The sequence below is a fragment of the Leptothoe sp. PORK10 BA2 genome (assembly GCF_034932105.1).
GTDB lineage: Bacteria > Cyanobacteriota > Cyanobacteriia > Phormidesmidales > Phormidesmidaceae > Leptothoe.
This window is the reverse complement of sequence record NZ_JAYGIG010000016.1, coordinates 1-21,222: the sequence shown is the minus strand read 5'-3', so window position 1 is coordinate 21,222 and position 21,222 is coordinate 1. Positions and strand designations below refer to the sequence as shown.

The 21,222-nt window shown below is 52.3% G+C and carries 15 protein-coding genes; 6 read left to right on the top strand and 9 right to left on the bottom strand.

The window, feature by feature from the left end:
- Window position 1: 1 nt before the first annotated feature.
- The 3 genes from rfbF to trpB all read right to left on the bottom strand — a co-directional run bounded on the left by rfbF (window position 2) and on the right by trpB (window position 3,212).
- Window positions 2–775 carry a glucose-1-phosphate cytidylyltransferase gene (gene rfbF / locus VB741_RS06700; RefSeq protein ID WP_323364381.1) on the bottom strand — a complete coding sequence of 258 codons (774 nt, stop codon included), beginning with the start codon at window positions 773–775 and terminating at the stop codon, window positions 2–4.
- Between the two features lie 384 nt (window positions 776–1,159).
- Window positions 1,160–1,783 (bottom strand): ribonuclease H-like domain-containing protein, encoded by a 624-nt coding sequence (locus tag VB741_RS06695; RefSeq protein WP_323364380.1) that lies wholly within the window; start codon window positions 1,781–1,783, stop codon window positions 1,160–1,162.
- Between the two features lie 172 nt (window positions 1,784–1,955).
- Complete coding sequence (gene trpB / locus VB741_RS06690) at window positions 1,956–3,212, bottom strand: tryptophan synthase subunit beta (protein ID WP_323364379.1); 1,257 nt, start codon at window positions 3,210–3,212, stop codon at window positions 1,956–1,958.
- Between the two features lie 185 nt (window positions 3,213–3,397).
- Here trpB and VB741_RS06685 point away from each other — a divergent pair, with 185 nt between their 5' ends.
- Window positions 3,398–4,255 (top strand): shikimate dehydrogenase, encoded by an 858-nt coding sequence (locus VB741_RS06685; protein WP_442786311.1) that lies wholly within the window; start codon window positions 3,398–3,400, stop codon window positions 4,253–4,255.
- Between the two features lie 29 nt (window positions 4,256–4,284).
- Here the strand turns inward: VB741_RS06685 and VB741_RS06680 are convergent, their stop codons facing one another.
- Window positions 4,285–5,397, bottom strand: coding sequence for an ABC transporter ATP-binding protein (locus tag VB741_RS06680; protein WP_323364377.1), 1,113 nt, complete (start codon window positions 5,395–5,397; stop codon window positions 4,285–4,287).
- Window positions 5,398–5,704: 307 nt separating this feature from the next.
- Here VB741_RS06680 and VB741_RS06675 point away from each other — a divergent pair, with 307 nt between their 5' ends.
- Window positions 5,705–6,124 (top strand): hypothetical protein, encoded by a 420-nt coding sequence (locus VB741_RS06675; RefSeq protein WP_323364376.1) that lies wholly within the window; start codon window positions 5,705–5,707, stop codon window positions 6,122–6,124.
- Window positions 6,125–6,533: 409 nt separating this feature from the next.
- Entirely contained in the window at window positions 6,534–9,785 is a 3,252-nt protein-coding gene (carB, locus tag VB741_RS06670; protein ID WP_323364375.1) for a carbamoyl-phosphate synthase large subunit, read from the top strand.
- Window positions 9,786–10,072: 287 nt separating this feature from the next.
- Here carB and rpsU read toward each other — a convergent pair whose 3' ends face one another.
- From rpsU to VB741_RS06650, 4 genes are all read right to left on the bottom strand, one after another.
- Entirely contained in the window at window positions 10,073–10,285 is a 213-nt protein-coding gene (gene rpsU / locus VB741_RS06665) for a 30S ribosomal protein S21 (protein ID WP_006515070.1), read from the bottom strand.
- A 97-nt stretch (window positions 10,286–10,382) separates the two neighbouring features.
- Entirely contained in the window at window positions 10,383–10,658 is a 276-nt protein-coding gene (locus VB741_RS06660) for an RNA recognition motif domain-containing protein (RefSeq protein ID WP_323364374.1), read from the bottom strand.
- Between the two features lie 280 nt (window positions 10,659–10,938).
- On the bottom strand, window positions 10,939–11,661 hold the full coding sequence (locus tag VB741_RS06655) for a hypothetical protein (protein WP_323364373.1): 723 nt from the start codon (window positions 11,659–11,661) through the stop codon (window positions 10,939–10,941).
- A gap of 338 nt (window positions 11,662–11,999) precedes the next feature.
- Complete coding sequence (locus VB741_RS06650) at window positions 12,000–13,532, bottom strand: DUF4231 domain-containing protein (RefSeq protein WP_323364372.1); 1,533 nt, start codon at window positions 13,530–13,532, stop codon at window positions 12,000–12,002.
- 436 nt (window positions 13,533–13,968) lie between these two features.
- Between VB741_RS06650 and VB741_RS06645 the strand changes: the two genes are divergently transcribed.
- Together VB741_RS06645 and VB741_RS06640 are read left to right on the top strand one after the other, a co-directional pair.
- Complete coding sequence (locus VB741_RS06645; RefSeq protein WP_323364371.1) at window positions 13,969–15,162, top strand: D-Ala-D-Ala carboxypeptidase family metallohydrolase; 1,194 nt, start codon at window positions 13,969–13,971, stop codon at window positions 15,160–15,162.
- A gap of 6 nt (window positions 15,163–15,168) precedes the next feature.
- Window positions 15,169–18,204 (top strand): toll/interleukin-1 receptor domain-containing protein, encoded by a 3,036-nt coding sequence (locus VB741_RS06640; RefSeq protein WP_323364370.1) that lies wholly within the window; start codon window positions 15,169–15,171, stop codon window positions 18,202–18,204.
- Here VB741_RS06640 and VB741_RS06635 read toward each other — a convergent pair.
- A complete protein-coding gene (locus VB741_RS06635; RefSeq protein ID WP_323364369.1) occupies window positions 18,112–19,416 on the bottom strand; it encodes a transposase in 1,305 nt (434 codons plus the stop codon). The genes VB741_RS06640 and VB741_RS06635 overlap by 93 nt on opposite strands.
- A 67-nt stretch (window positions 19,417–19,483) precedes the next feature.
- Between VB741_RS06635 and VB741_RS06630 the strand changes: the two genes are divergently transcribed.
- Entirely contained in the window at window positions 19,484–21,058 is a 1,575-nt protein-coding gene (locus tag VB741_RS06630) for a CHASE2 domain-containing protein (protein ID WP_323364368.1), read from the top strand.
- Window positions 21,059–21,222: the final 164 nt, after the last annotated feature.

Here is a 21,222-nt window from a genome sequence, read left to right as displayed (position 1 = left end):
GTTACCAAACTTTCCAAGGGGCTTCATCGTCACCCCATAGCTTTTCTAGGTAAAGCTTATCCCGCAGGGTATCCATGGGTTGCCAAAAACCACTGTGCTTATAGGCCGATAGCTCTTCCATGTGGGCTAACTTTTGCAGCGGTTCCTTTTCCCAAGAAATTGAATCATCGTCGATGTAGTCAATCACCTGGGGATTGAGCACAAAATAGCCACCGTTGATCCAGGCCCCGTCACCTTCAGGTTTTTCCTGAAACTGGGTAATTTTTGTTTGGCTTTTTTCCAGGGCAATGGCCCCAAAGCGTCCAGGGGGCTGAACCGCTGTGAGGGTGGCCAATGAACCTTGTTCCTTATGAAATTCCACTAGCTCGGTAACGTTGACGTTGGCAACACCGTCTCCGTAGGTAAAGCAAAAATCTTCGTTCCCAATGTGCTCTTTTACTCGCTTAAGTCGACCGCCGGTCATGGTGGAATCCCCTGTATCCACCAAGGTCACACGCCAGGGTTCTGCTTTACCCGCATGGACATTCATTTGGTTAAAGCGCATGTCAAAGGTCACGTCTGACATGTGGAGAAAATAATTAGCGAAGTACTCTTTGATGACGTATCCTTTGTAGCCGCAGCAAACAATAAACTCATTGATGCCGTGGTGAGAATAGGTTTTCATGATGTGCCAGAGAATGGGCTTACCGCCGATCTCCACCATGGGTTTTGGCTTAATGGCAGTTTCTTCGCTCAGACGAGTACCTAGACCACCGGCTAATATGACAGCTTTCATATAATTAATAGATTAACGAACACCTTTGATGACATTAATGGCGTATGAACATAACAAAAACCATTAACAGATGAGCTTCTTTAAGGAAACTCCACATTCGAGAGACTCTCCATAAAGGAGGGTGGGAAAATATCCGGTCAATACCTTAGTATTTAACTCTCTGTTCCCTAAGCATTCCGGAATCTTACGTAGATTTTGGCGACGGCGATGGCCTTCACTTTGGGGGTGATGGGGTAACACCATTAGGCCTAATCCCCAACCAGGTATGCCCGGCCTGATCTGATTCCGTGATCAGAGTTCCCTGAAAATTACGGGACGAGTAACCAAGGTAACGGAAATTTTCGCTGCTGCGGGGGCAGTAAATCCCCTGAGGGTTTAAATCCCTCAGTGCTCAAAAATATTTTGATACTGCAACAGATCTAGGTGAATAAAGGTGGGTAGACATTGGAAACATTCCTCCGCCAGGGACCAGCGCCCTTCCCGCTGTAGCATCAGGGTAAGACGCATGGATAGCTCGTGGAGATAGCGGACATCGTTGGCGGCATAGGCCAACTGCTCGTCGCTAAGGTGCTTCACGTTGCCCCAATCAGAGCTTTGGGCGGACTTATCGAGTTCTATGCCCGCAATTTCTTTGACCAGTTCTTTGAGACCGTGGCGGGGGCTATAGGTGCGGGCCAGTTTGCTGGCAATTTTGGTGCAGAATACGGGGGCTACTTGAATCCCTAGGTGATGTTTCAGGGTAGCTAAGTCAAACCGGGCAAAGTGAAATAGTTTAAGAATGCTGGGCATTTCGAGCAATTGCTGCAGGTTGGGAGCGCTGGTTTGTCCCCGCTCAATGCGGATGGCTGAACTATAGCCCTCCGGGTCGCAGAGCTGTACCAGACAGAGGCGATCTCGCAGGGGATTGAGACCCATGGTTTCGGTGTCGATGGCCATGGCATCGGCCGCTAGGTAGCGCTCAAGTAGGGATTTTGGCAGGTCGCGATCGCAAACCTCAAAGTTATCCAAGATGCAAGGTTCCTTTGATTACAAAGTGAAGTGTCCCCTAGCGCCTCTGGGGTGGCTATGCCAACGACTCCGCTCAGGGGACACTGGGTGTAAAATTGGCCGAGCGGAATTGGCTAACTCCTAAGGAGACGCTGCGCAAACAACTCTGCTCAGCCAACTCCCCAAAATGCTTCTAGTCATCAAACTTCAGTATCTTCGCCACCGTTTGCACATCCTTATCCCCCCGGCCAGAGCAATTGATCACAATGGTGGGATTGCCCTCCAACTGGGGGCAGAGGGTTTCTAGATAGGCAAACGCATGGGCTGTTTCCAGGGCCGGAATGATGCCTTCCCGTTGGGAAACCAGCTGGAAGGCATCCAGGGCTTCTTGATCCGTAACTCCGTAATATTCTGCCCGACCAATGTCTTTAAAGTAACTATGCTCGGGACCGACACCGGGGTAGTCCAAACCGGCACTGATGGAATGGGGTTCAATCACCTGCCCATCACTGTCCTGGAGCAAAAAGCTCATGGCCCCGTGTAATACACCAATCCGGCCGGCTGTGAGGGTGGCGGCGTGCTTGCCAGTGCTCACCCCCTCGCCGGAGGCTTCAATGCCAATCAGGCGCACGGTAGGCTCATTCACAAACTCATGGAACAGGCCCATGGCATTGGACCCACCTCCGACACAGGCCATCAAAATATCCGGTAGACCGCCCCATTTCTCCTGGCACTGAGCCCGAGTTTCTTGACCGATGATGGCGTGGAACTCCCGCACAATCATGGGGTAGGGATGGGGGCCGGCCACCGAGCCCAAAATGTAGTGGGTGTTTTCCACGTTGGTGACCCAGTCTCGAATCGCTTCAGAGGTGGCGTCCTTGAGGGTACCCGTACCAGAACTGACGGGCTGCACCGTAGCCCCCATCAGCCGCATGCGAAATACGTTCAGGGCCTGACGCTCCATGTCATGGACACCCATATAGATGACACAGTCAATGCCAAACCGGGCGCAGACGGTGGCGGTGGCCACCCCGTGCTGACCGGCCCCGGTCTCAGCGATGATGCGCTTTTTGCCCATGCGCTTGGCCAGGAGCACCTGACCGAGGGCGTTGTTGATCTTATGGGCGCCGGTGTGGTTGAGGTCTTCTCGCTTGAGATAGATTTGGGCCCCGCTGCCATCGGGACGGGCATAGTACTCCGTCAGGCGCTCCGCAAAGTAGAGGGGATTGGCTCGCCCCACATAGTCCTTGAGTAGTCCGTTGAGCTCGGCTTCAAACCCCGCCTCATGGCGATAGGTATAAAACGCCTCCTCCAGCTCTGCTAGGGCAGGCATCAGGGTTTCGGGCACATACTTGCCGCCAAAACGACCAAAGCGGCCCAGCTGATCGGGACGGACCTCGGGGGCGGTGAGCTGGGGGGAAACGGATGGGGAAAGCGGAGTGGCAGTCACGATGGTTGTGGGGATTAGGGCGGTGGATGGAGCTAATGGAGTCCTGGGGAAAACGGTGAAATTCAGGTTTCTTGCCAGGTAGCAGGTTTCATTATAAGTAATTGGGAGCGCTACGCATCCTACCGACCCACGACACCAACTCAGGACACAACTCAGGACACAAATCTGTGGTGATTAAACCGTTAATGATTAAAGGGACAACTCAGCTCCTGGGGGTGATTGGCTATCCGGTCAAGCATTCCATGTCGCCGATTATGCACAATGCTGCGATCGCAACCCTGGGCATTGACTATGTGTACTTGCCGTTTCCGATTGCTCCAGAGCGGCTCAAAACCGCCATCAATGGGTTTGCCGCCATGGGGCTGACGGGATTTAACATCACCATTCCCCACAAGCAGACCATCATGCCACTGCTGGCCCATGTTTCTCCGGTGGCCCAGGCCATCGGGGCGGTCAACACCGTCTGGTGGAACGAGGGTAGTTGGCATGGCACCAATACGGATGCGGCCGGATTTATGGCTCCGTTGCAGGCCTTAGGACGAGACTGGAGCCAGTCACCGGCGCTGATCCTGGGTAACGGCGGTGCCGCCCGAGCCGTGGTGGCCGCCTGTCACCAGCTAGGCTGTCCAGAAATTTTAGTGGTGGGGCGCAGCGCGGAAAAACTAGCAGCCTTTGCCCAGGGCTGGAAAACCTCCCCTTTACAGCCCCCCCTAGCGGTTCATGCTTGGGATCGGTTGAATGATCTGCTGCCCAGGGTGGGGTTGATAATCAACTCGACTCCCGTGGGGATGGCTCCCCATGGGGCGGCATCGCCCTTGACCGATGCTCAGATCGGCTTGCTCCCCAGTCAGGCCGTTGCCTACGATTTGATCTACACTCCCCGACCTACGCAGTTTTTACAGCAGGCCAGTACGGCCGGACTGATGCCATTTGATGGGTTAGAAATGCTGGTCCAGCAGGGAGCGGCAGCCTTAGAAATATGGACTCAACAGCCACCTCCAGTGGAGGTCATGCGGCAATCCTTATTGGACTACTTATCCTGAGCCACCTAAGGCTAAATAACTACAAAGTTCTAATCAAATACCCTCAACCCATAGGGATTTGGCTTAACGCTCACTTGGACGGTATCCCCCATGGCAAACTTCATGGGGGTGCGGGCTTGCAAATTACCCAGGGTGGGGTGGGTCAGGGTGTATTTGTATTCGCGGCCGAGGAATTCGCGATCGCAAATCACCAAAACCTTATCCCCATCCGTTTCCACCGCCTGAAGAGACAGCTCCTCCTGCCGCAGCATCAGCATTCCTTGGGTCGCCTCCGTGGGATGCACCATAGCCGGATCCACCAATCCTAGGGCGGTTTGCCATCCATCCCCTGAGCGCTGGGCTTCGAGAAAGTTAGCCTGGGTGACAAAATCAGCAATGAACTGGGAGGCCGGTTGCTCATAAATTTCCTCTGGGCTCGCCAACTGCTCAATCCGCCCTGCCCGCATCACCGCCACCCGGTCGGCAATGGCCAACGCCTCCTGCTGATCGTGGGTGACAAAAATTCCTGAAGCCCCCACCCCCTTGAGAATGCTACGGACTTCCTGGCGCAGGTACAGACGCACCTGGACGTCCAAATTACTAAAGGGCTCGTCCAGCAGCACTAGGGACGGTCGAGGGGCTAGGGCCCTAGCCAAGGCCACCCGCTGCTGTTGCCCCCCCGATAGGGCATGGGGATAGCGCGTTTCATACCCGGCTAATCCCACCAGCTGGATCGCTTCTTGGGCCAGGGTGTGAATCTGGTCATGGGGCATCCGTCGATGACGACTCAGGTGCTTCAGACCAAAGGCGACATTATCCATCACACATAAATGGGGAAATAGGGCGTAATCCTGAAACACAATGCCCACATCACGCCGTTCTGGCGGAACGGCAGCCCCCTGACCACACACTGGCTGCTGGGCCAATTCGATCCAACCCGTCTCAGGAATTTCAAATCCTGCAATAGTTCTCAACAAGGTTGTTTTGCCACAGCCCGATGGTCCCAACAGCGCCAGGAGTTCTCCCTGGCCTAGCTTTAAACTGACCTGATTGATGGCAGGAACCGCCTGTTGTGGGTACTGCTTTGTTACATCGTAAAGCTGCAGTACCGTGGATAAAGGTGTTGACTTCAATTCAGAAGAGGTCTGGGAAACCGTAGGCATAGGGGCTAGGAACAAATTATTAAGAGTGGGGATGGTAGATAGCTATTGAGATTAGCAATCAATAACACCTACTACGGTCATCATATCCCTAGGCTCTCTCTCTGCTTCACTGAAGCCTTACTTTACTGTGGGTTTCCTGACAGATTCATTATCAAGATGTCCGTACGGGTGAATGCACAGACATCTTGGCTTATTCAAATCCGTCAATCACCACAGTTTTTTTTATCAAAGAAAGCAAATGGTTAGTTTGTATGCAAAATAGTTAGTCGGTGGCTTAGCTCACCCATTTAAAACGGAGATAATCAGAATGAAGACTCGTGCAATTCAACTATTTTTGAGCCTGGGTGTCGCTGCGGCTGTTGCTGCCTGTGGCGGCGGTACTACTGACAATGTAAAAGATGCGAATGACGCGGCTGGTACCGCTGTGGACAAAGCGGGTGAAGCCGTTGATGCAGCCGGTGAAGCCGTCGATGCGGCCGGTGATGCAGCTGGTGGTGCCGTCGATGCAGCTGGTGAAGCAGCTGGTGGTGCCGTTGATGCAGCCGGTGAAGCAGCCGGTGGTGCCGTCGATGCAGCTGGTAAAGCTGTCGATGGTACTGTCGATGCCGCTGGCGATGCGGCTGGTAGTGCCGTAGACGCTGCTGGCGATGCGGCTGGTGAAGTTGAGGACGCAGTGACTGGCGAAGGCAGCGAAGGTGGCGAAGGCGGCGAAGGCGGCGAAGGCTAATTTCCCATCGGGAGGACCCAGGTACATCGGTTCTCCCTTCGCAATTTCAATGTAATTTCAAAAATGGAGAGGTGCCGCTGTAGAGTACAGCACCTCTCCATTTTTATTGGTCGGGTGATAGACCCTGGCTACGATATGGGGCAATAATCCCGGTTGTCTGGCCTGGTTGTCTGGCTGGGTTGTCTGGCCTAGTTGCATGAATATACACCCGGAGACTGGGGGCATGGCCGAGGGCGATTTGCCATCGTTGATGGCTGTTAACCCCAAGGTGGTTAAAAACTCCTGAAAAATCTCCACCTTGGGAGTGAAAGAAAGGCCTACAATGATTTGGATTTAATCATTTAGATCCGTTGATCTGGCGCTGATATGAGCTGTCCAGATTTGCCCTCGATTTCCCCAACGCCCGCTTATGCCCCGCCGCAACGACCTCCGCAAGATTTTGTTAATTGGTTCCGGTCCGATTGTTATCGGTCAAGCTTGCGAGTTTGATTATTCGGGCACCCAGGCCTGCAAGGCTCTGCGGGAAGAAGGCTATGAGGTGGTGCTAATTAACTCCAACCCGGCCACCATTATGACCGATCCCGAAACGGCGGATCGGACGTATATTGAGCCCCTCACCCTGGAGCTGGTGACGCGGGTAATTGAGCAGGAAAAGCCCGATGCCCTACTACCCACCATGGGGGGGCAGACCGCGCTTAATTTGGCGGTTGATTTGGCTAAGTCAGGGGTGCTGGCTAAGCACAATGTGGAGCTGATTGGGGCCAAGCTAAATGCTATTGAAATGGCCGAAGATCGCCGTCTCTTTAAAGAGGCGATGGAGCGCATCGGCGTAGGTATGTGTCCATCGGGTTTGGCGGAAACCATGGACGAAGCCCAGATGATTGCCAATGAGATTGGGATCTATCCGCTGATTATTCGACCAGCGTTTACCCTCGGCGGCACGGGCGGTGGCATTGCCTACAACCAGGAAGAGTTTGAAACTATTGCTAAGTCGGGTCTGGACGCTAGCCCGGTCTCTCAGATTTTGGTGGAGAAATCCCTGTTGGGCTGGAAAGAGTATGAGTTAGAGGTGATGCGAGACCTCGCCGACAACGTGGTGATCGTCTGCTCCATTGAAAATTTAGATCCCATGGGCATCCACACTGGGGATTCGATTACCGTGGCTCCGGCCCAAACCCTGACGGACAAAGAATACCAGCGGTTACGGGATGCCTCCATTAAGATCATTCGTGAAATTGGGGTGGAGACGGGGGGCTCCAATATTCAGTTTGCGATCAACCCGGATACGGGGGAAATGATTGTGATTGAGATGAATCCCCGGGTGTCTCGCAGTTCGGCGTTGGCTTCTAAGGCAACGGGGTTTCCCATTGCGAAATTTGCGGCCAAGCTGGCGGTGGGCTATACCCTGAGTGAAATTTCCAACGATATTACCCAAAAAACCCCGGCCAGTTTTGAGCCCACCATTGACTATGTCGTCACCAAGATTCCCCGGTTTGCCTTTGAAAAGTTTCCGGGCAGTGCCCCCCTGCTGACTACCCAAATGAAGTCGGTGGGTGAGGCCATGGCCATTGGTCGCACTTTCCAAGAGTCCTTCCAAAAGGCATTGCGGTCCTTGGAGACGGGGCGGGCGGGTTGGGGGTGCGATCGCAACGAAACCCTCCCCACCCTGTCCAAGGTGCGTTCCAGTTTGCGCTCCCCCAATCCGGACCGGATTTTTTCCCTACGCCATGCTCTGCAGCTGGGCCTCAGTCCCCAGGACATCTATGAGCTGACCGGCATTGATCCCTGGTTTATCGACAAGCTCCAGGATCTGCTAGTCACGGAAAAATGGCTTAAACGCACCCCCCTAGAGGCCATTACCCCAGAACAAATGATGGCGGTAAAGCAGCAGGGCTTTAGCGATAGCCAAATTGCCTATGCCACCAAAACCGACGAGGACCGGGTGCGCACCCAGCGCAAATCCCTGGGGGTGATCCCGGTCTATAAAACGGTGGACACCTGTGCCGCTGAGTTTGAGGCCTACACCCCCTACTATTACTCCACCTACGAAACTGAAACCGAGGTCAAGCCCTCGAACCGACGCAAGGTGATGATTTTGGGTGGGGGACCCAACCGCATTGGCCAGGGAATCGAGTTTGACTACTGCTGCTGCCATGCCTCCTATGCGCTGCAGGACGAGGATTTTGAGACCATCATGGTCAACTCCAATCCGGAGACCGTATCCACCGACTATGACACCAGCGACCGGCTGTATTTTGAGCCCCTGACCAAGGAAGATGTGCTCAATATCATTGAAGCGGAGAACCCCGTCGGGGTGATCATTCAGTTTGGGGGCCAAACTCCCCTGAAGCTGGCGCTGCCGCTCCAGGCCTATTTGGCCAGTGGGCCGGAGGTGAACGGTCAGCCCATTCAAACCCAAATATGGGGTACGTCCCCCGACTCCATTGACACCGCTGAAGATCGGGAGCGGTTTGAAAAGATTCTTTGGGATCTGGACATCACCCAGCCCGCCAATGGCATCGCCCGCAGCTACCAAGAAGCCCTGGAGATCGCCCAAAAAATTCACTATCCCGTGGTGGTACGCCCCAGCTATGTGCTTGGGGGCCGGGCCATGGAGGTGGTTTATTCCGATCAGGATCTGGAGCGCTATATGACCACGGCGGTGCAGGTGGAGCCGGACCATCCGATTTTGATCGATCGGTTTTTGGAAAATGCCATTGAGGTAGATGTGGATGCCATTTGCGATCGCACCGGCCAAGTGGTGATTGGGGGCATCATGGAGCACATTGAACAGGCGGGTATTCACTCCGGTGACTCCGCCTGTTCCCTACCCACCATCACCCTCAAAGCCGAGACCCTGGGGGTCATTCGTGATTGGACCGTCAAGCTAGCCAAGGCGCTTCAGGTAATCGGCCTGATGAACATTCAATTCGCCATCAAAGATGACCAGGTATACATCCTGGAAGCCAACCCTCGGGCGTCTCGCACCGTGCCCTTTGTCTCCAAGGCCACGGGCATTCCCCTAGCCAAGGTTGCTGTCCTGGTGATGTCTGGGCAAACCTTGGCGGAGTTGGGCGTTACCACCGAAGTGATCCCCAAGCATATTTCGGTGAAAGAAGCTGTTCTACCCTTCAGCAAGTTTCCCGGCACCGACACCCTGCTGGGGCCAGAAATGCGATCTACGGGCGAAGTCATGGGGATCGACATTGACTTTGGCCGAGCCTTTGCTAAAGCTGAACTGGCGGCCAGTCAGGAGCTGCCCCTCAGTGGCACCACCTTTATATCCATGAATGATCGGGAAAAAGAAGCCGTGGTTGCCATTGCGCAAGAACTCTCGGCTTTAGGATTTCAGCTGATTGCCACCGTCGGTACCCGTAAGGTACTCCAGGCCCATGGGTTAGAAGTGGATCTAGTGTACAAAGTGCATGAGGGACGTCCCCATGTAATTGACTCCATCAAAAATAGGGAAATTCAGCTGATCATCAACACCCCCTCAGGAGCCACCGCCCAGGAAGACGATCGCATGATTCGTCGGACAGCCCTGGATTATAAAATTCCTACCATCACCACCCTTTCCGGGGCCAGGGCAACCATTGAAGCTATCCGCTCCCTGCAAACCCAAACCCTGGAGGTTAAAGCTCTGCAGGACTACATTACTTAGGACGTTTCTGGCAAAGAAGGGGTATTAACTTAAGCCGGAAAATCCTGGCTAGGTGGGGAATCAGGGGCCAGAAGCCAGAAGCCAGTGAGGTCCTGATCCCTGACTCCTGACTTCTGAATACTCTCCTTGGGAAAACGTCTCGCTTTGAGTTGGTGCCCCAAAGAAGCCATAAAACACCTGAAGGCGTCGCGCCCCTAGAAAATAGCCCTCAACAAAACGGCCTCTTTCCATAGAAAGGGGCCGTTTTGTTGAAATTCTAACTGAGGGCTGGATACTACAGACAGGGTCTAATCCCTATTGTTATTGCGGTTGCTACGATTGCGACTCCAACGCTTCTGGCGATGTTTTGCGATCGCTTTACGCTTTAACTTCTCAGCTGGGGTCTCAAAGTAACGGTGCTTTTTCATATCTGAAAAAATACCCGCCTGAACAACCTTGCGCTTAAATCTTCGCAGCGCTGATTCAATACCTTCATCATCCCCAAGGATAACCTGGGCCATAGTATTCTCCTTTAACGACAAAAATGGAGCAGCTTAACCGCCCCATGATAAAGCAGGGTTGAGTGCAAAACACACCCCCAAATTAGGCAGATTTCAACTAAAATCGACCGCCACCACCGCCGCCACGTTCCTCACGGGGACGAGCCTTGTTGACGCGCAGATCCCTGCCCATCCACTGTGCACCATCTAGGGCCTCGATAGCAGCGGTTTCTTCGTCTTCCGAAGCCATTTCTACAAAGGCAAAACCACGAGGACGACCGGTTTCACGATCAGTGGGTAGATGGACACGTGCAACCGCCCCGTACTCAGCAAAGACAGCATTGATGTCCTCCTGAGAAGCATCGTAGGACAGATTGCCAACATAAATGGACATAGAGAGTCTCCTAAGTTTGATATGCAACGAGTTATTACGGGAGATCCCTCTAGAATCAAATCGAAGTTGAGATTGAACTGGTCGAGTTGAACTGTGAGCGTATCGTACCGAAAACTGAACAGCTACTGAAGGCAGTAACGTATTGCCATAGCACTCTAGCATACCCTGCCAACACCGTATTTCAATTCTTAAAGATTACTTTTATCCTTGGCAAAAGCGCTGGCAATCGCTGGTAAATCCTGGATCAGCGGGGCACAAAGTCAGATATCTCAACCCTGAATTATGAGGGATTAAAATACAGGTCCAATTGAGCCCTTAGCTCCCCTAATGAGGTGGAGAGGAGATTAAATACAGATAGCTGTCTAGGATAGTAAGTTTGAACTAGAGCTTGGATGGTTTCATTGTCCGATGGGTTTGCCCCGCTGATGGTATCGGCTACCTGATCGGCTAAACGACCACTGCCCGCAATAATAGTGACCTGTCTACCTAACTCTAGATTCAGCCGCAAGTCCATAAGGGACACTTGCCCCCCATTGATCAGGATGGTCATAGAGGGTAAGGGACTGGCTAAAACTGACGAAAACTTAGCTAACCACCTAGACTCACTGCCCCAGTTTTCACCGGGAACCAGGAAAAAATGGGTGTGATGGGGTTCCAGATCCACCGGGGGATAGTCGTGATCGTTGGTTGTCTGGGGGAAAGGCTCACTGTCGGGGAAAATGACCCGTCTTAGTGGGGCAACGCCGATCAGATCAAACCGACCACTCACATGGTGGCGAGCCTCCCCCATCATATGAATAACGCCAGCATCCGTGCCGCCATCTAAAACGGTGATGCCCAACGTTTTAGACAGGGGAGCCAAGGTATCGTTAAAAAATTGCAACAGCTTGGCCTGGCTCTCACTCGTCATGTGGCTAGCGCCGCCAATCACGAGCAATGTGGGGGTGGGGCCTTGCAAACCTAAGATCGACAGGGCTTTTTCGTAGCTTGTACCATCAGCCACTTTCAGGATCTTGGCAAGTTGCCCATTCGAAAACCTATGTTCAACCAGTCCACTGTCTGAGGTTTGGGGCATTTGGTACATCTCTTAACAAAAGCGTGTGATTAGCCTACTGATTGTCAACCCATTTAACCACCCCAAAATACCCTTATCCTGCCAAGAATGTGCATGTTTATCGGACAAATGGCTTATTTTCTGAGGAATATTACTTAGTCTCGGTACTTAGCCTCGGTAGAACTTTTGCTGCATAAGTCTGGTGGAGGGACCCGTTGGTTGAGCGTTGCATCTTCCACATCAGTCATGGTTGTGAGCCCCTCTTCAGACCTATTGTTTGCTCGGGATCACCCGAGTTGAGCCCGGGCCCGTTCCACATAATTTGAAAACACATCCCAGCCATGGTAACCACCATTTACCAGTTTGCGTACTTTGCGCCAATCTCCGGCGCGAGCGGCTTGGTCCACCCCTCGTTCTTTAAAGTAACAGGCCAAAACCTGGGCCGATATTTCTGGGTCCATCGCTAGGTCGGGATTACCCTCTAGATCCACCCCTAGCTTTTTGCCATAGGTACTATAGTTAGCCCGTCCTGTCAGTTGAATATAGCCCCGGCCATGATATTTAATCCCGTCCCCCGGCTGGACATTGCCCAAGTCCGTCCGCTCTTCGTAGCGTTGCCAATAGCTCTCTCCACCCCATTCATGGACCGGTTTAAACCCGCCAGTTTCAATCCGAACGGTGGCCAATAGGCCAATCAGGACGGAGTTATCTAAAATGCCGTATTTTTTCATGGCTGCCAAAATACCAGGCAAATAGACTTTGCAGTCCTCCAGGGAACATTCCAAAATTTGGGATACCTCGGCGGGGGTGATCAGCTGAGGTCCGGCGGTCGCGCCTCCATTGCTCTTGGAGCCAGAGCCCACAGCGCTGTTTTGCTCAGTCAGAATTGTTTTTAGCGACTGGAAGTCTACATTCTCTTCCCATTCCATGGCATGTTGCCCTAGGGGGGGCAGACTACTGCTGGAGGTAATGGGGGTGGCTGCTCGGTGGGTAGCGGGGCGGCGGTCTGTGGTGGGTGGGTTATTGGTGGACACCAGTGGCTGGATTTCTGCCAAGGAGGGAGACCCGCTTGTTTTAAAGGACTCCCCTCCAGTGACTCCTTCAGTATCGGGGGGCATCTGGATATCCAATAGGGACCCGGAGTAACCGCTCTCTGAGCCCCTGGGGGGAGCAGTCCCCTGGGACCCTAGTCGTGCTTGTTCGGCAGCTAAAAACTGGGCCCGTTCTTCGTTGTCTTGATTTAGCCGCATTGATGCTTGTTCAGCATGAACCTTGGCCTCGTCTAGGTCACGGTTATCGTCGTCTTGCTTCTCATCTAGACGGGCAACAAACCCTTCTACGTCTTTTTGAATAAATTGCTCTACCCGGTGGGCAAAGGTTTTATAGGCGTTTTCGTGAACTGCATATCGTTTATAGGGGCCAGCTAGCTGCATAAACTCCCAGCCTTCGATTTTCATACTTTCTGCCGTACTACGGTAGTTGCGATACTTATCTCCGTGGCCAAAAAACTCTTCTACAGCTGCCGAAATCGCCACCGCCTGACTCACACCCAGCGCAATCCAACCAACGGTTTGATTGATGCTTATACTCTCACTTTTAAACCCCACCAGGGCCGGAACCAGGACACCACCGATGATGGTCACCATGCGCAGCCTGAAATGTTGATTGCGTTCCTTAGCGGCTCGTCCTTCTAGCCACATCACTTGGTCTAGCCAGCGATTTTTGAGAAATTCTTTGTGCAGCTCGGTAATCTCAAGCTTGTCAATCAGATTCCCTAGGGTATTCTGAAGCTTCTCATTGTAGTCATTTTTCTTGGCCATTTTTTCGATTTTATGGGCTTTAATTTCGCGATGGTCTGCGGGTAGATCTTAGTTAGAATAGGTTTCCATGACCCCATAAGGATCTACGGACTTGCTACGGACCTAATGTTCAGGCCTAATGTTCAGGTAGGGGAGGTAGGCATAGATCGGCAATTTCTAGATACATACTAGATACATACTAGATACATAGAAGTTCAAGGCGGCTATGAACCCTATATAGCTGGGCTCATATTCAGCAGAATTCAACTTAAAGGTACACGCTGAAGCTTTGGAATCTGGCTTTCTGATTTTCTGGATTTATAAAAATTAACTTATAAACAATTTATGCTGATTGGTTTCGATGGGAATACTTCATCGGTAAAGTATTTGAATCTAATGATCAAAATGACCTAATTGTTCATTTTTGCCAAGCTCTGTTGTTTTATTGGCTAACTCCATGGATTTAACGCTCAAAACACTGGAAACAGATTATGGCTCGGCGTTTGAAGGTTGTTCGATCCAGGCGGACATAGAGCCTACGGTGCGGGGAATTGTAGGGCGCATGGTGCAGTTGCGATCGCACTATGAATCGGTAGAAAAAGCCACGGGAGTACCCTGGTGGTTTATCGGTCTTTTGCACTACAGCGAATGGAATTTTCGCGAGCCAGCCCAGTTTGAACGCCAGGTGGTGGATGTGCTGATCGCCAAAAAATATCACCAGGCTAAAACCCGTACCCTAGGAGCTTTTCTTTGGGGATTTGACCTATGGCATGGGTTTCGTGGCGGTGTGGGTAAAGAGTCAACCTGGGTGTGGGGCGGAACCAGCATCCTGGGCCAAAACACATCGCGCGTTGGGGCTGCCGCTGTTGTGCGCTACCTACTACAGCAGCAAATGATTGAATTGGGGGGACCTAAGGCCGCTGTCGAACTGCTAGTGCTGACGGATACCCTGTTTAAAATCAAGCCAGAGCAGGGGTTTAAGCTGGCGGAAGACGAGAAAATGCTCGTCAGTGCTGGCACCCGCCTAGAGCTGCTGACGGACGACCCGGCCCAGGGCGGCCATGTAAAAGTGCGTATTCCAGATGGTTTACTGCGGGGCCAAAATGATCGGGTTGACTGGTATATATTTTCCCAGCATATTCAGCTGGAAGGGACGGAGCCCAATAACAAACCCATGGACCCTCCCGTCGCACCGGAAACAAAGATTGCTGACCAAGATCGGGGCCGTCCCATTCAGGTACCGAAACTCGGCACGGTTTATCTGGGCGACCCCATCCTTAAGGGCGGCCACTTTAGCTGGGCCGAAGCGACCAAAAATGGTAGCCGCATTCCCGCGGATGAAACTGTGGTTAATGGCATTTTGAAAATTGCCGAAGCCATGGAGGAGGTGCGAGATTATTTGGGAGGACGCCCCATTACCATTAACTCCTGGTATCGCGATCCTGCTTCCAATAGTAAGGCTGGGGGGGCCAGCCGTTCTCGCCATCTCTCAGGGGATGCGGTGGATTTTGTGGTGCAAGGGATCTCCCCACCGGAGGTCAACCGCAAACTAGAATCCTGGTGGGGAGATCGCGGTGGCATCGCCAGTGCATCGGTCTTTACCCACATTGATGCTCGGGGATATCGTGCCCGTTGGGACTATGGTTTCTAGGCTGTCATGACATTGCCATTGTCCCTTCTGCAGGATGTCTTTATTTCCTATGGCAGGGCAGATAGTTGTTTGTTTGCCACACAAGTCAAGGACTATCTGGTGGCAGCGGGGGTAGCGGTATGGTTTGACTTTGACGATATTCCCCCAGGGGTGGACTATCAGCACCAAATTAATGATGGCATTCAGAAAGCCGATAATTTTCTGTTTATTATTTCTCCCCACTCCGTTAATTCGCCTTATTGTGCCAAGGAACTGGAGCTAGCCTTAGCTTTCCATAAACGCATTATTCCCCTCTTGCATGTGGAGGAGATTAGCTATGACACTTGGCAGGCTCGCACACCCGATGCCAGTGAGTTTGGCTGGCGGGCTCTGCAGGAAAAGGGGGCCCATAGCAGTTTCCCCAACATGCCCCCGGAAATTAGCAAAATTAACTGGCTGTATGGGCGAGAAGGGCGGGATGACTTTGAGGAGGTGATGGCCAGACTGCAGGCCATATTGGCGCGGCAGCAACCCTATGTGCGTCTGCACACCCAGCTACTGACCCTAGCCCTCAACTGGCAACGTCAGCAGCGTCAGCCCCAGTATCTGTTAACGGAGGATAATACGTTAGCTGAGGCTGAGCGCTGGTTACAGACGCGCTTTAAAGATGAGCAGCCCCCCTGCCGACCCACGGATTTGCAGTGTGAGTTTATTACGGAGAGTCTAAAGGCCGCCCATGACCAGATGACCCAAATTTTCATTTCCTACAGTCAAGAGGATATGGAAATTCAGGAAAAGGTGCGTCAGCGACTGATACGGGAGGGGTTAACCCTGTGGGTTAACACGGTGGATATTCCCACCGCTGTGGACTTTCAGGGGGCAATCAATCGTGGGATTGAAAGGGCCGATAATATTGTTCTTTTACTTTCGCCCAGTGCTTTAGCTTCGCCATATTGCCAACAGGAGTTGGCCTATGCCCGGCGATACCACAAGCGGATTATTCCGGTGCTGGTGCAGCCGATGGATGTGGCGCTGCTACCGGCCGAGTTGCGGATGCTCCAGTTTATTGATTTTTCTTCCCTGGCATCGGAGGTTCATTTTGACCGGGCGGTGGATGACCTGTTGCGCACCTTGCAAACCTCCGCCGATTATTTGGCGCAGCACAAGCGACTGTTGGTTAAGGCGCTGAGCTGGGAGCGTCAGGGTCGCGATCGCAAATTTCTCCTCCGAGCTGGCCAATTCACCACGGCCCAGGCCTGGCTATCGGAGACTGGGCCTGGGGGCAGTGAACCCACGGATCTCCACCGGGCGCTGATTAGGGCTAGTGAAGGGATCAATCAGTTCTACGATGTCTTTATCTCCTATGGTCGCATCGACAGTAAAGCCTTTGCCACCGATCTATATCAGCGACTGACCCACCAAGGCTTTCAAGTATGGTTTGACCAAAACGATATCCCCCTCGGCGTAGACTTCCAAGAGCAGATCAACGACGGGATTGAAAAAAGCCATAATTTTGTCTTTATCATCACCCCCCATGCCGTCAACTCCCCCTACTGCGCCAAGGAAATTGCCCTGGCCCTAAAATACAACAAACGGATTATCCCCATTTTGCAGGTGGAGGAGATTAGTCAGGCCACTTGGCAAGCCCGTAACCCCGAGGGCAGCCTAGAACAATGGCAAGCCTACCAAGCCCAGGGCAAACATTCCAGTTTTCCCAACCTGCATCCTGGCATCGGTAAAATCAATTGGATCTATGCCCGGGACGGGACGGATGACTTAGAAGCGGCCATTACTGGCTTGGTGGATCTATGCCGCCGCCATGAAGACTATGTCCATCAGCACACTGAGTTACTGATCAAGGCCCTGACCTGGGAGCGTCACCAGGAACAGGCCTCGTATCTGCTCATGGGGGAAGACCGGCAACAGGCTCAAACCTGGCTACTGAGGGAGTGTCCCTCAGGTCAGCCCCCCTGCACTCCCAGTTTGCAACAGGCGATCTTTATTACTGAGAGCATCAAGTCCGCCGATGGTGGCATGGCCCAGGTGTTTATCTCCTATGCCGAGGAAGATTTGACCACTCGAGAAATTGTGCGTTACCACCTGCTGCAAGCCGGAGTTACTGTCTGGACCAATACGGTGGATATCCGGCTGGGGGAAGACTTTGAGGTGGCTATTCAGCGGGGCCTGGAGGAAGCCGACAATATTGTTTATTTGATTAGCCAAACATCCCTCGCATCAGACTACTGCCAGATGGAGATCGACCAGGCGCTGGCGTTGAACAAACGCATTATTCCCATGCTGGTGGAACCCATAGATCTCAATTTACTACCCGATAGCCTACGCAAGGTGCAATTTATCAACCTGATGGATAATCAAACATCCATCGATTTAGCCAAGTCCTTGACTGAGTTGTTACGGGCCATCCGTCGAGAGGCTCCTTACCATAATCAGCATAAACGCCTTTTGGTGAGGGCGCTCAAGTGGGAACGACAGAAGCACAACCCGAGTTTGTTATTGCAGCGTCAGCTGCAAGAGACCTATTTTGCCTGGGCGCAAAATGCCAAGGATCGACCGATTAACGGGGCATTGCCACTACAGCTAGCGTTTCTAGAGGCTAGTCAACAGCAGTCTCCAGAGCAAACTATTGGTGTCTTTTTTATTCACCATATTGATGACTTTGATTTTTCCCAACGGCTGAATGAAACTCTGTTGGTACAAGGAAAGAGTGCGTGGCTATCCCCAGAAGGCGCAGCGGGGTGGACGGCTCGACCGGAGGAAATCCATCAGCTGATTGATAATGCAGAAAATGTTCTGTATGTGTTGTCCCCTCGGTCGGCCCAATGTCCAGCCTGTTTAGCTGAATTGACCTATGCTCAATCTCGCCAAAAGCGAGTGTTCCCGGTAATCTACCAGAATGTGGTGAGGTCCACCCTGCCAGAAGGGATTGCGGCAGCAATTCTCATTATGAGGTCAGCTAGTGTCAGTAGGCACTTTAAGCTCCAGACCTTCGAGCATGAAGGTCAGCAAATGATCCCAATTATCAAAGCAAACGTAACGGGTTAAGGCCCGTAAATCATTAAAAAAGGTTTTTCGGGTCGATAGATGTGCTCTGAGCAATCGATACTTTGTATCCGTCAAAGCGAGCAGGGTATGAAAAAGCAATGCCAAGATGTTCAAGGTGGCCAGGAAAGCCGCTAATTGGTTTTGCCCGTGCCCGAAGTTATGTTCAAGGTTATAGCCCTTGGTTTTAAGGGTGTTGTTATGCTCGTTTTCGACCTTCCATCGAGTGCGCCCAGCCGTGACAAGAGCTTCAACATTGTCATCCGTAATCAGGTGGTTGGTCGCGAAAGCGTTCTGGTAGAGAATTTTACCCTTGGCATTGGTGATGACGAGTTCGCACCAGTTTACGAGCAGTGCATCGTCGCCATCTCTGAGCGGGACTTGGTTGAGATAGCGGTAGGTATAGGTTTTCAGGGTTTTTCCCGTCCACTGTTTCTTGATGACACTCGGCAGTGCTATCCCTTCTAAGTGTTCGTAGAGCGTTTTATGTGACTTCGGCAGACAGCTTAAAATGAAGTTGAATTGCTCAGTGAGCAGCCGCTCGCACAAGGGCTGACGACAATACAGGTCATCGCCGAGAACCGTGATGCGCAGGTCCCGATACCTTGGCCCGTATTGGGCAAACCAGCGTTTGGCGGCAGCATTTTCACAGTCTTGCTTGTCATGACCATCCTGCGGTACGACGAACTCCGGTACTAACGGAATCACCTCAGAGCGACCTGGGCAAGCAATCACAGGGGTGACGACTGAATGAAAGTAGTGCGTCTCGCCTGATTTAAGCACCCTCGTCGAGCAATGGGCACAGTGAATCTTCGTTGAACTGAAGTACTCGGTGCCATCTAGCGGCATCAGTAAAGTATCGGCAAATGACCGAAACGATGATAGCTGCTCCGTCGCTTGGAGCACCTGAAAAATATCGTCAAAGACCGGATACAGCACAGTGGGCGATATCCCATCCAGCAAATCTCGGATATGATTATCGCTGGGAATTTGATGCACCCCAAACAGCGTTTGCGCATTGCTGCGACCCTTCGTATCGGACATCTTGCGCTGGTGCGCCAGAAACGACGGCGTTTGTGTGAAGAACACACTGAATGCACTAAGCCCTGCATCCAACATCGCGTAGCGGCTGTTCTTACCCGTGCGCTTGTCCGGCAGGGATGACAGCGTTCCTCGAAATGAATCGACTACAGTGGCAAAGCTCCCGTTCGTCATTGACTAAGCCTCATGCCACATTTCCACAATAGTCTGATAGCAGGCGATTGAATAGCTATTCTTCATAATGAGAATTGCTGGGATTGCGGCTTTACCCTGGAGTGATTTCCGCCGCCATGATGGCGACTTTTTGGTGAATTTTGGGGAGCTGTTCCGCACCCTAGAGAGCGATCCGGAGCATGTGCGATCCCACACCCGACTACTCGTGAAAGCCATCGAATGGGAGCGAAGTCAGCGGGATGATGGTTTCTTGCTGCGGGGTAACGACCTGGCGGAATCGGTGCATTGGTTACAGGCGTCGGGCAACAAAATACCGGCCATCACGGATCTACAAACGCTCTATATCCAGACCAGTCAGGCCCTACCCTTTAGGAAAATCAAACCTCGGGCCGTGGTCCTAGCAACGGTGGCTACGGCCCTTGCCGTCTCGGCGATACGGCTATTTGGGGGGCTGCAACCGTTGGAAATTTGGGCCTACGATCAGTTTTTGCGACTCCGTCCCAATGAAACCGAGCAAGATGAACGGCTATTGATTGTGAAGGTGGATGCCCCCAGTGGGGAGTGGCTGCGGGAGCAAATGATCGAAGGTCGCTATGAGCCTGGCATTAGTACCATTCCTGACCCTGCGCTTTCAGAGACCATTGGCGTGCTCAATCGCCATGGGGCTCGTTTGATTGGGGTGGACTTTTTCCGTGATTTTCCGGCCCAGGGCGCACTCAAAAACGATCTGGCTGGGGTAGACAATCTGTTTGGCATTTGTCAGACGGCCAGCAATCAGGTGAGTGATATTGGGAATGAGATGCCTGGGCATCGAGTCGGCTTTGCCAATTTTTTGTTAGATGGTGGTAAGACCGTGCGTCGCCACTATTTAACCCAGTTAGGCACAGATCGTTGTCCTTCTGAGGAGTCTTTTACTCTGTTGTTGGCTAAAACCTATCTTGAAACTGAGGGCATTTCCTATGGGAACACGGGGGATGATCAGCGCTTGGGCGTGATCACCTTGGGCCAGGTGGCACTGCCTGATATTTATGGTGATGGGACGGCCTATAGTGGCAATACCGAGAATTTAGGTTGGAGTAGTTTGGGAGATTACCAAACTCTAATAAATTTTCGCACTTATCATGATCCAAATGATCCAGATACCTCAGATCAGGGATCTCGACTGAAGAATTTTGCCCAGCAGGTTTCTCTGGAGTCTGTGCTCAAAGATGAGGTGAGTCCGGACCTGATTCGCGATCGCATCGTACTGATCGGCTATACGGATTTTAGCGATCGCAACTCCGATGATTTCAACACCCCCTATGACGATTCAGTGCCTGGAGTCTATCTCCATGGCCAAATGATCAGTCAGTTAATCAATGCCGTACTCGAAGAGCGTCCCCTCATGCGCTGGTGGCCATTTTTAGGAGAGAGCGGTTGGATCTTGCTGTGGTCTAGCATGGGCGGCCTTGTCTTTTGGTGGTTTGTCCGACCGGGCCCCCTACTGTTGGCAGGTCTAGGGTCCATTAGTCTACTGACCCTAGCCTGCTATGGCTTTATGGTGGGGCCAGTCATCTGGGTCCCTTGGGTCCCTGCCCTGGTGGGCTGGGGTATGACGGGCAGTGCCGTGGGCTACATGACCTATCGATTACGTAGAGGGTGACTATCATGGTTCGATTGTCAAAGGGGACGCTGTCAACGCAGCAATTATAAATTCAAAATGTAATATTTGATACAGACGCGCGTGCCCAGTAAATGGGTTTTAAGAAATAGTTGAAACCTAGCGTGTGGGTCGGGTGCATCTCTATGGAAAATATCGGCATCAGC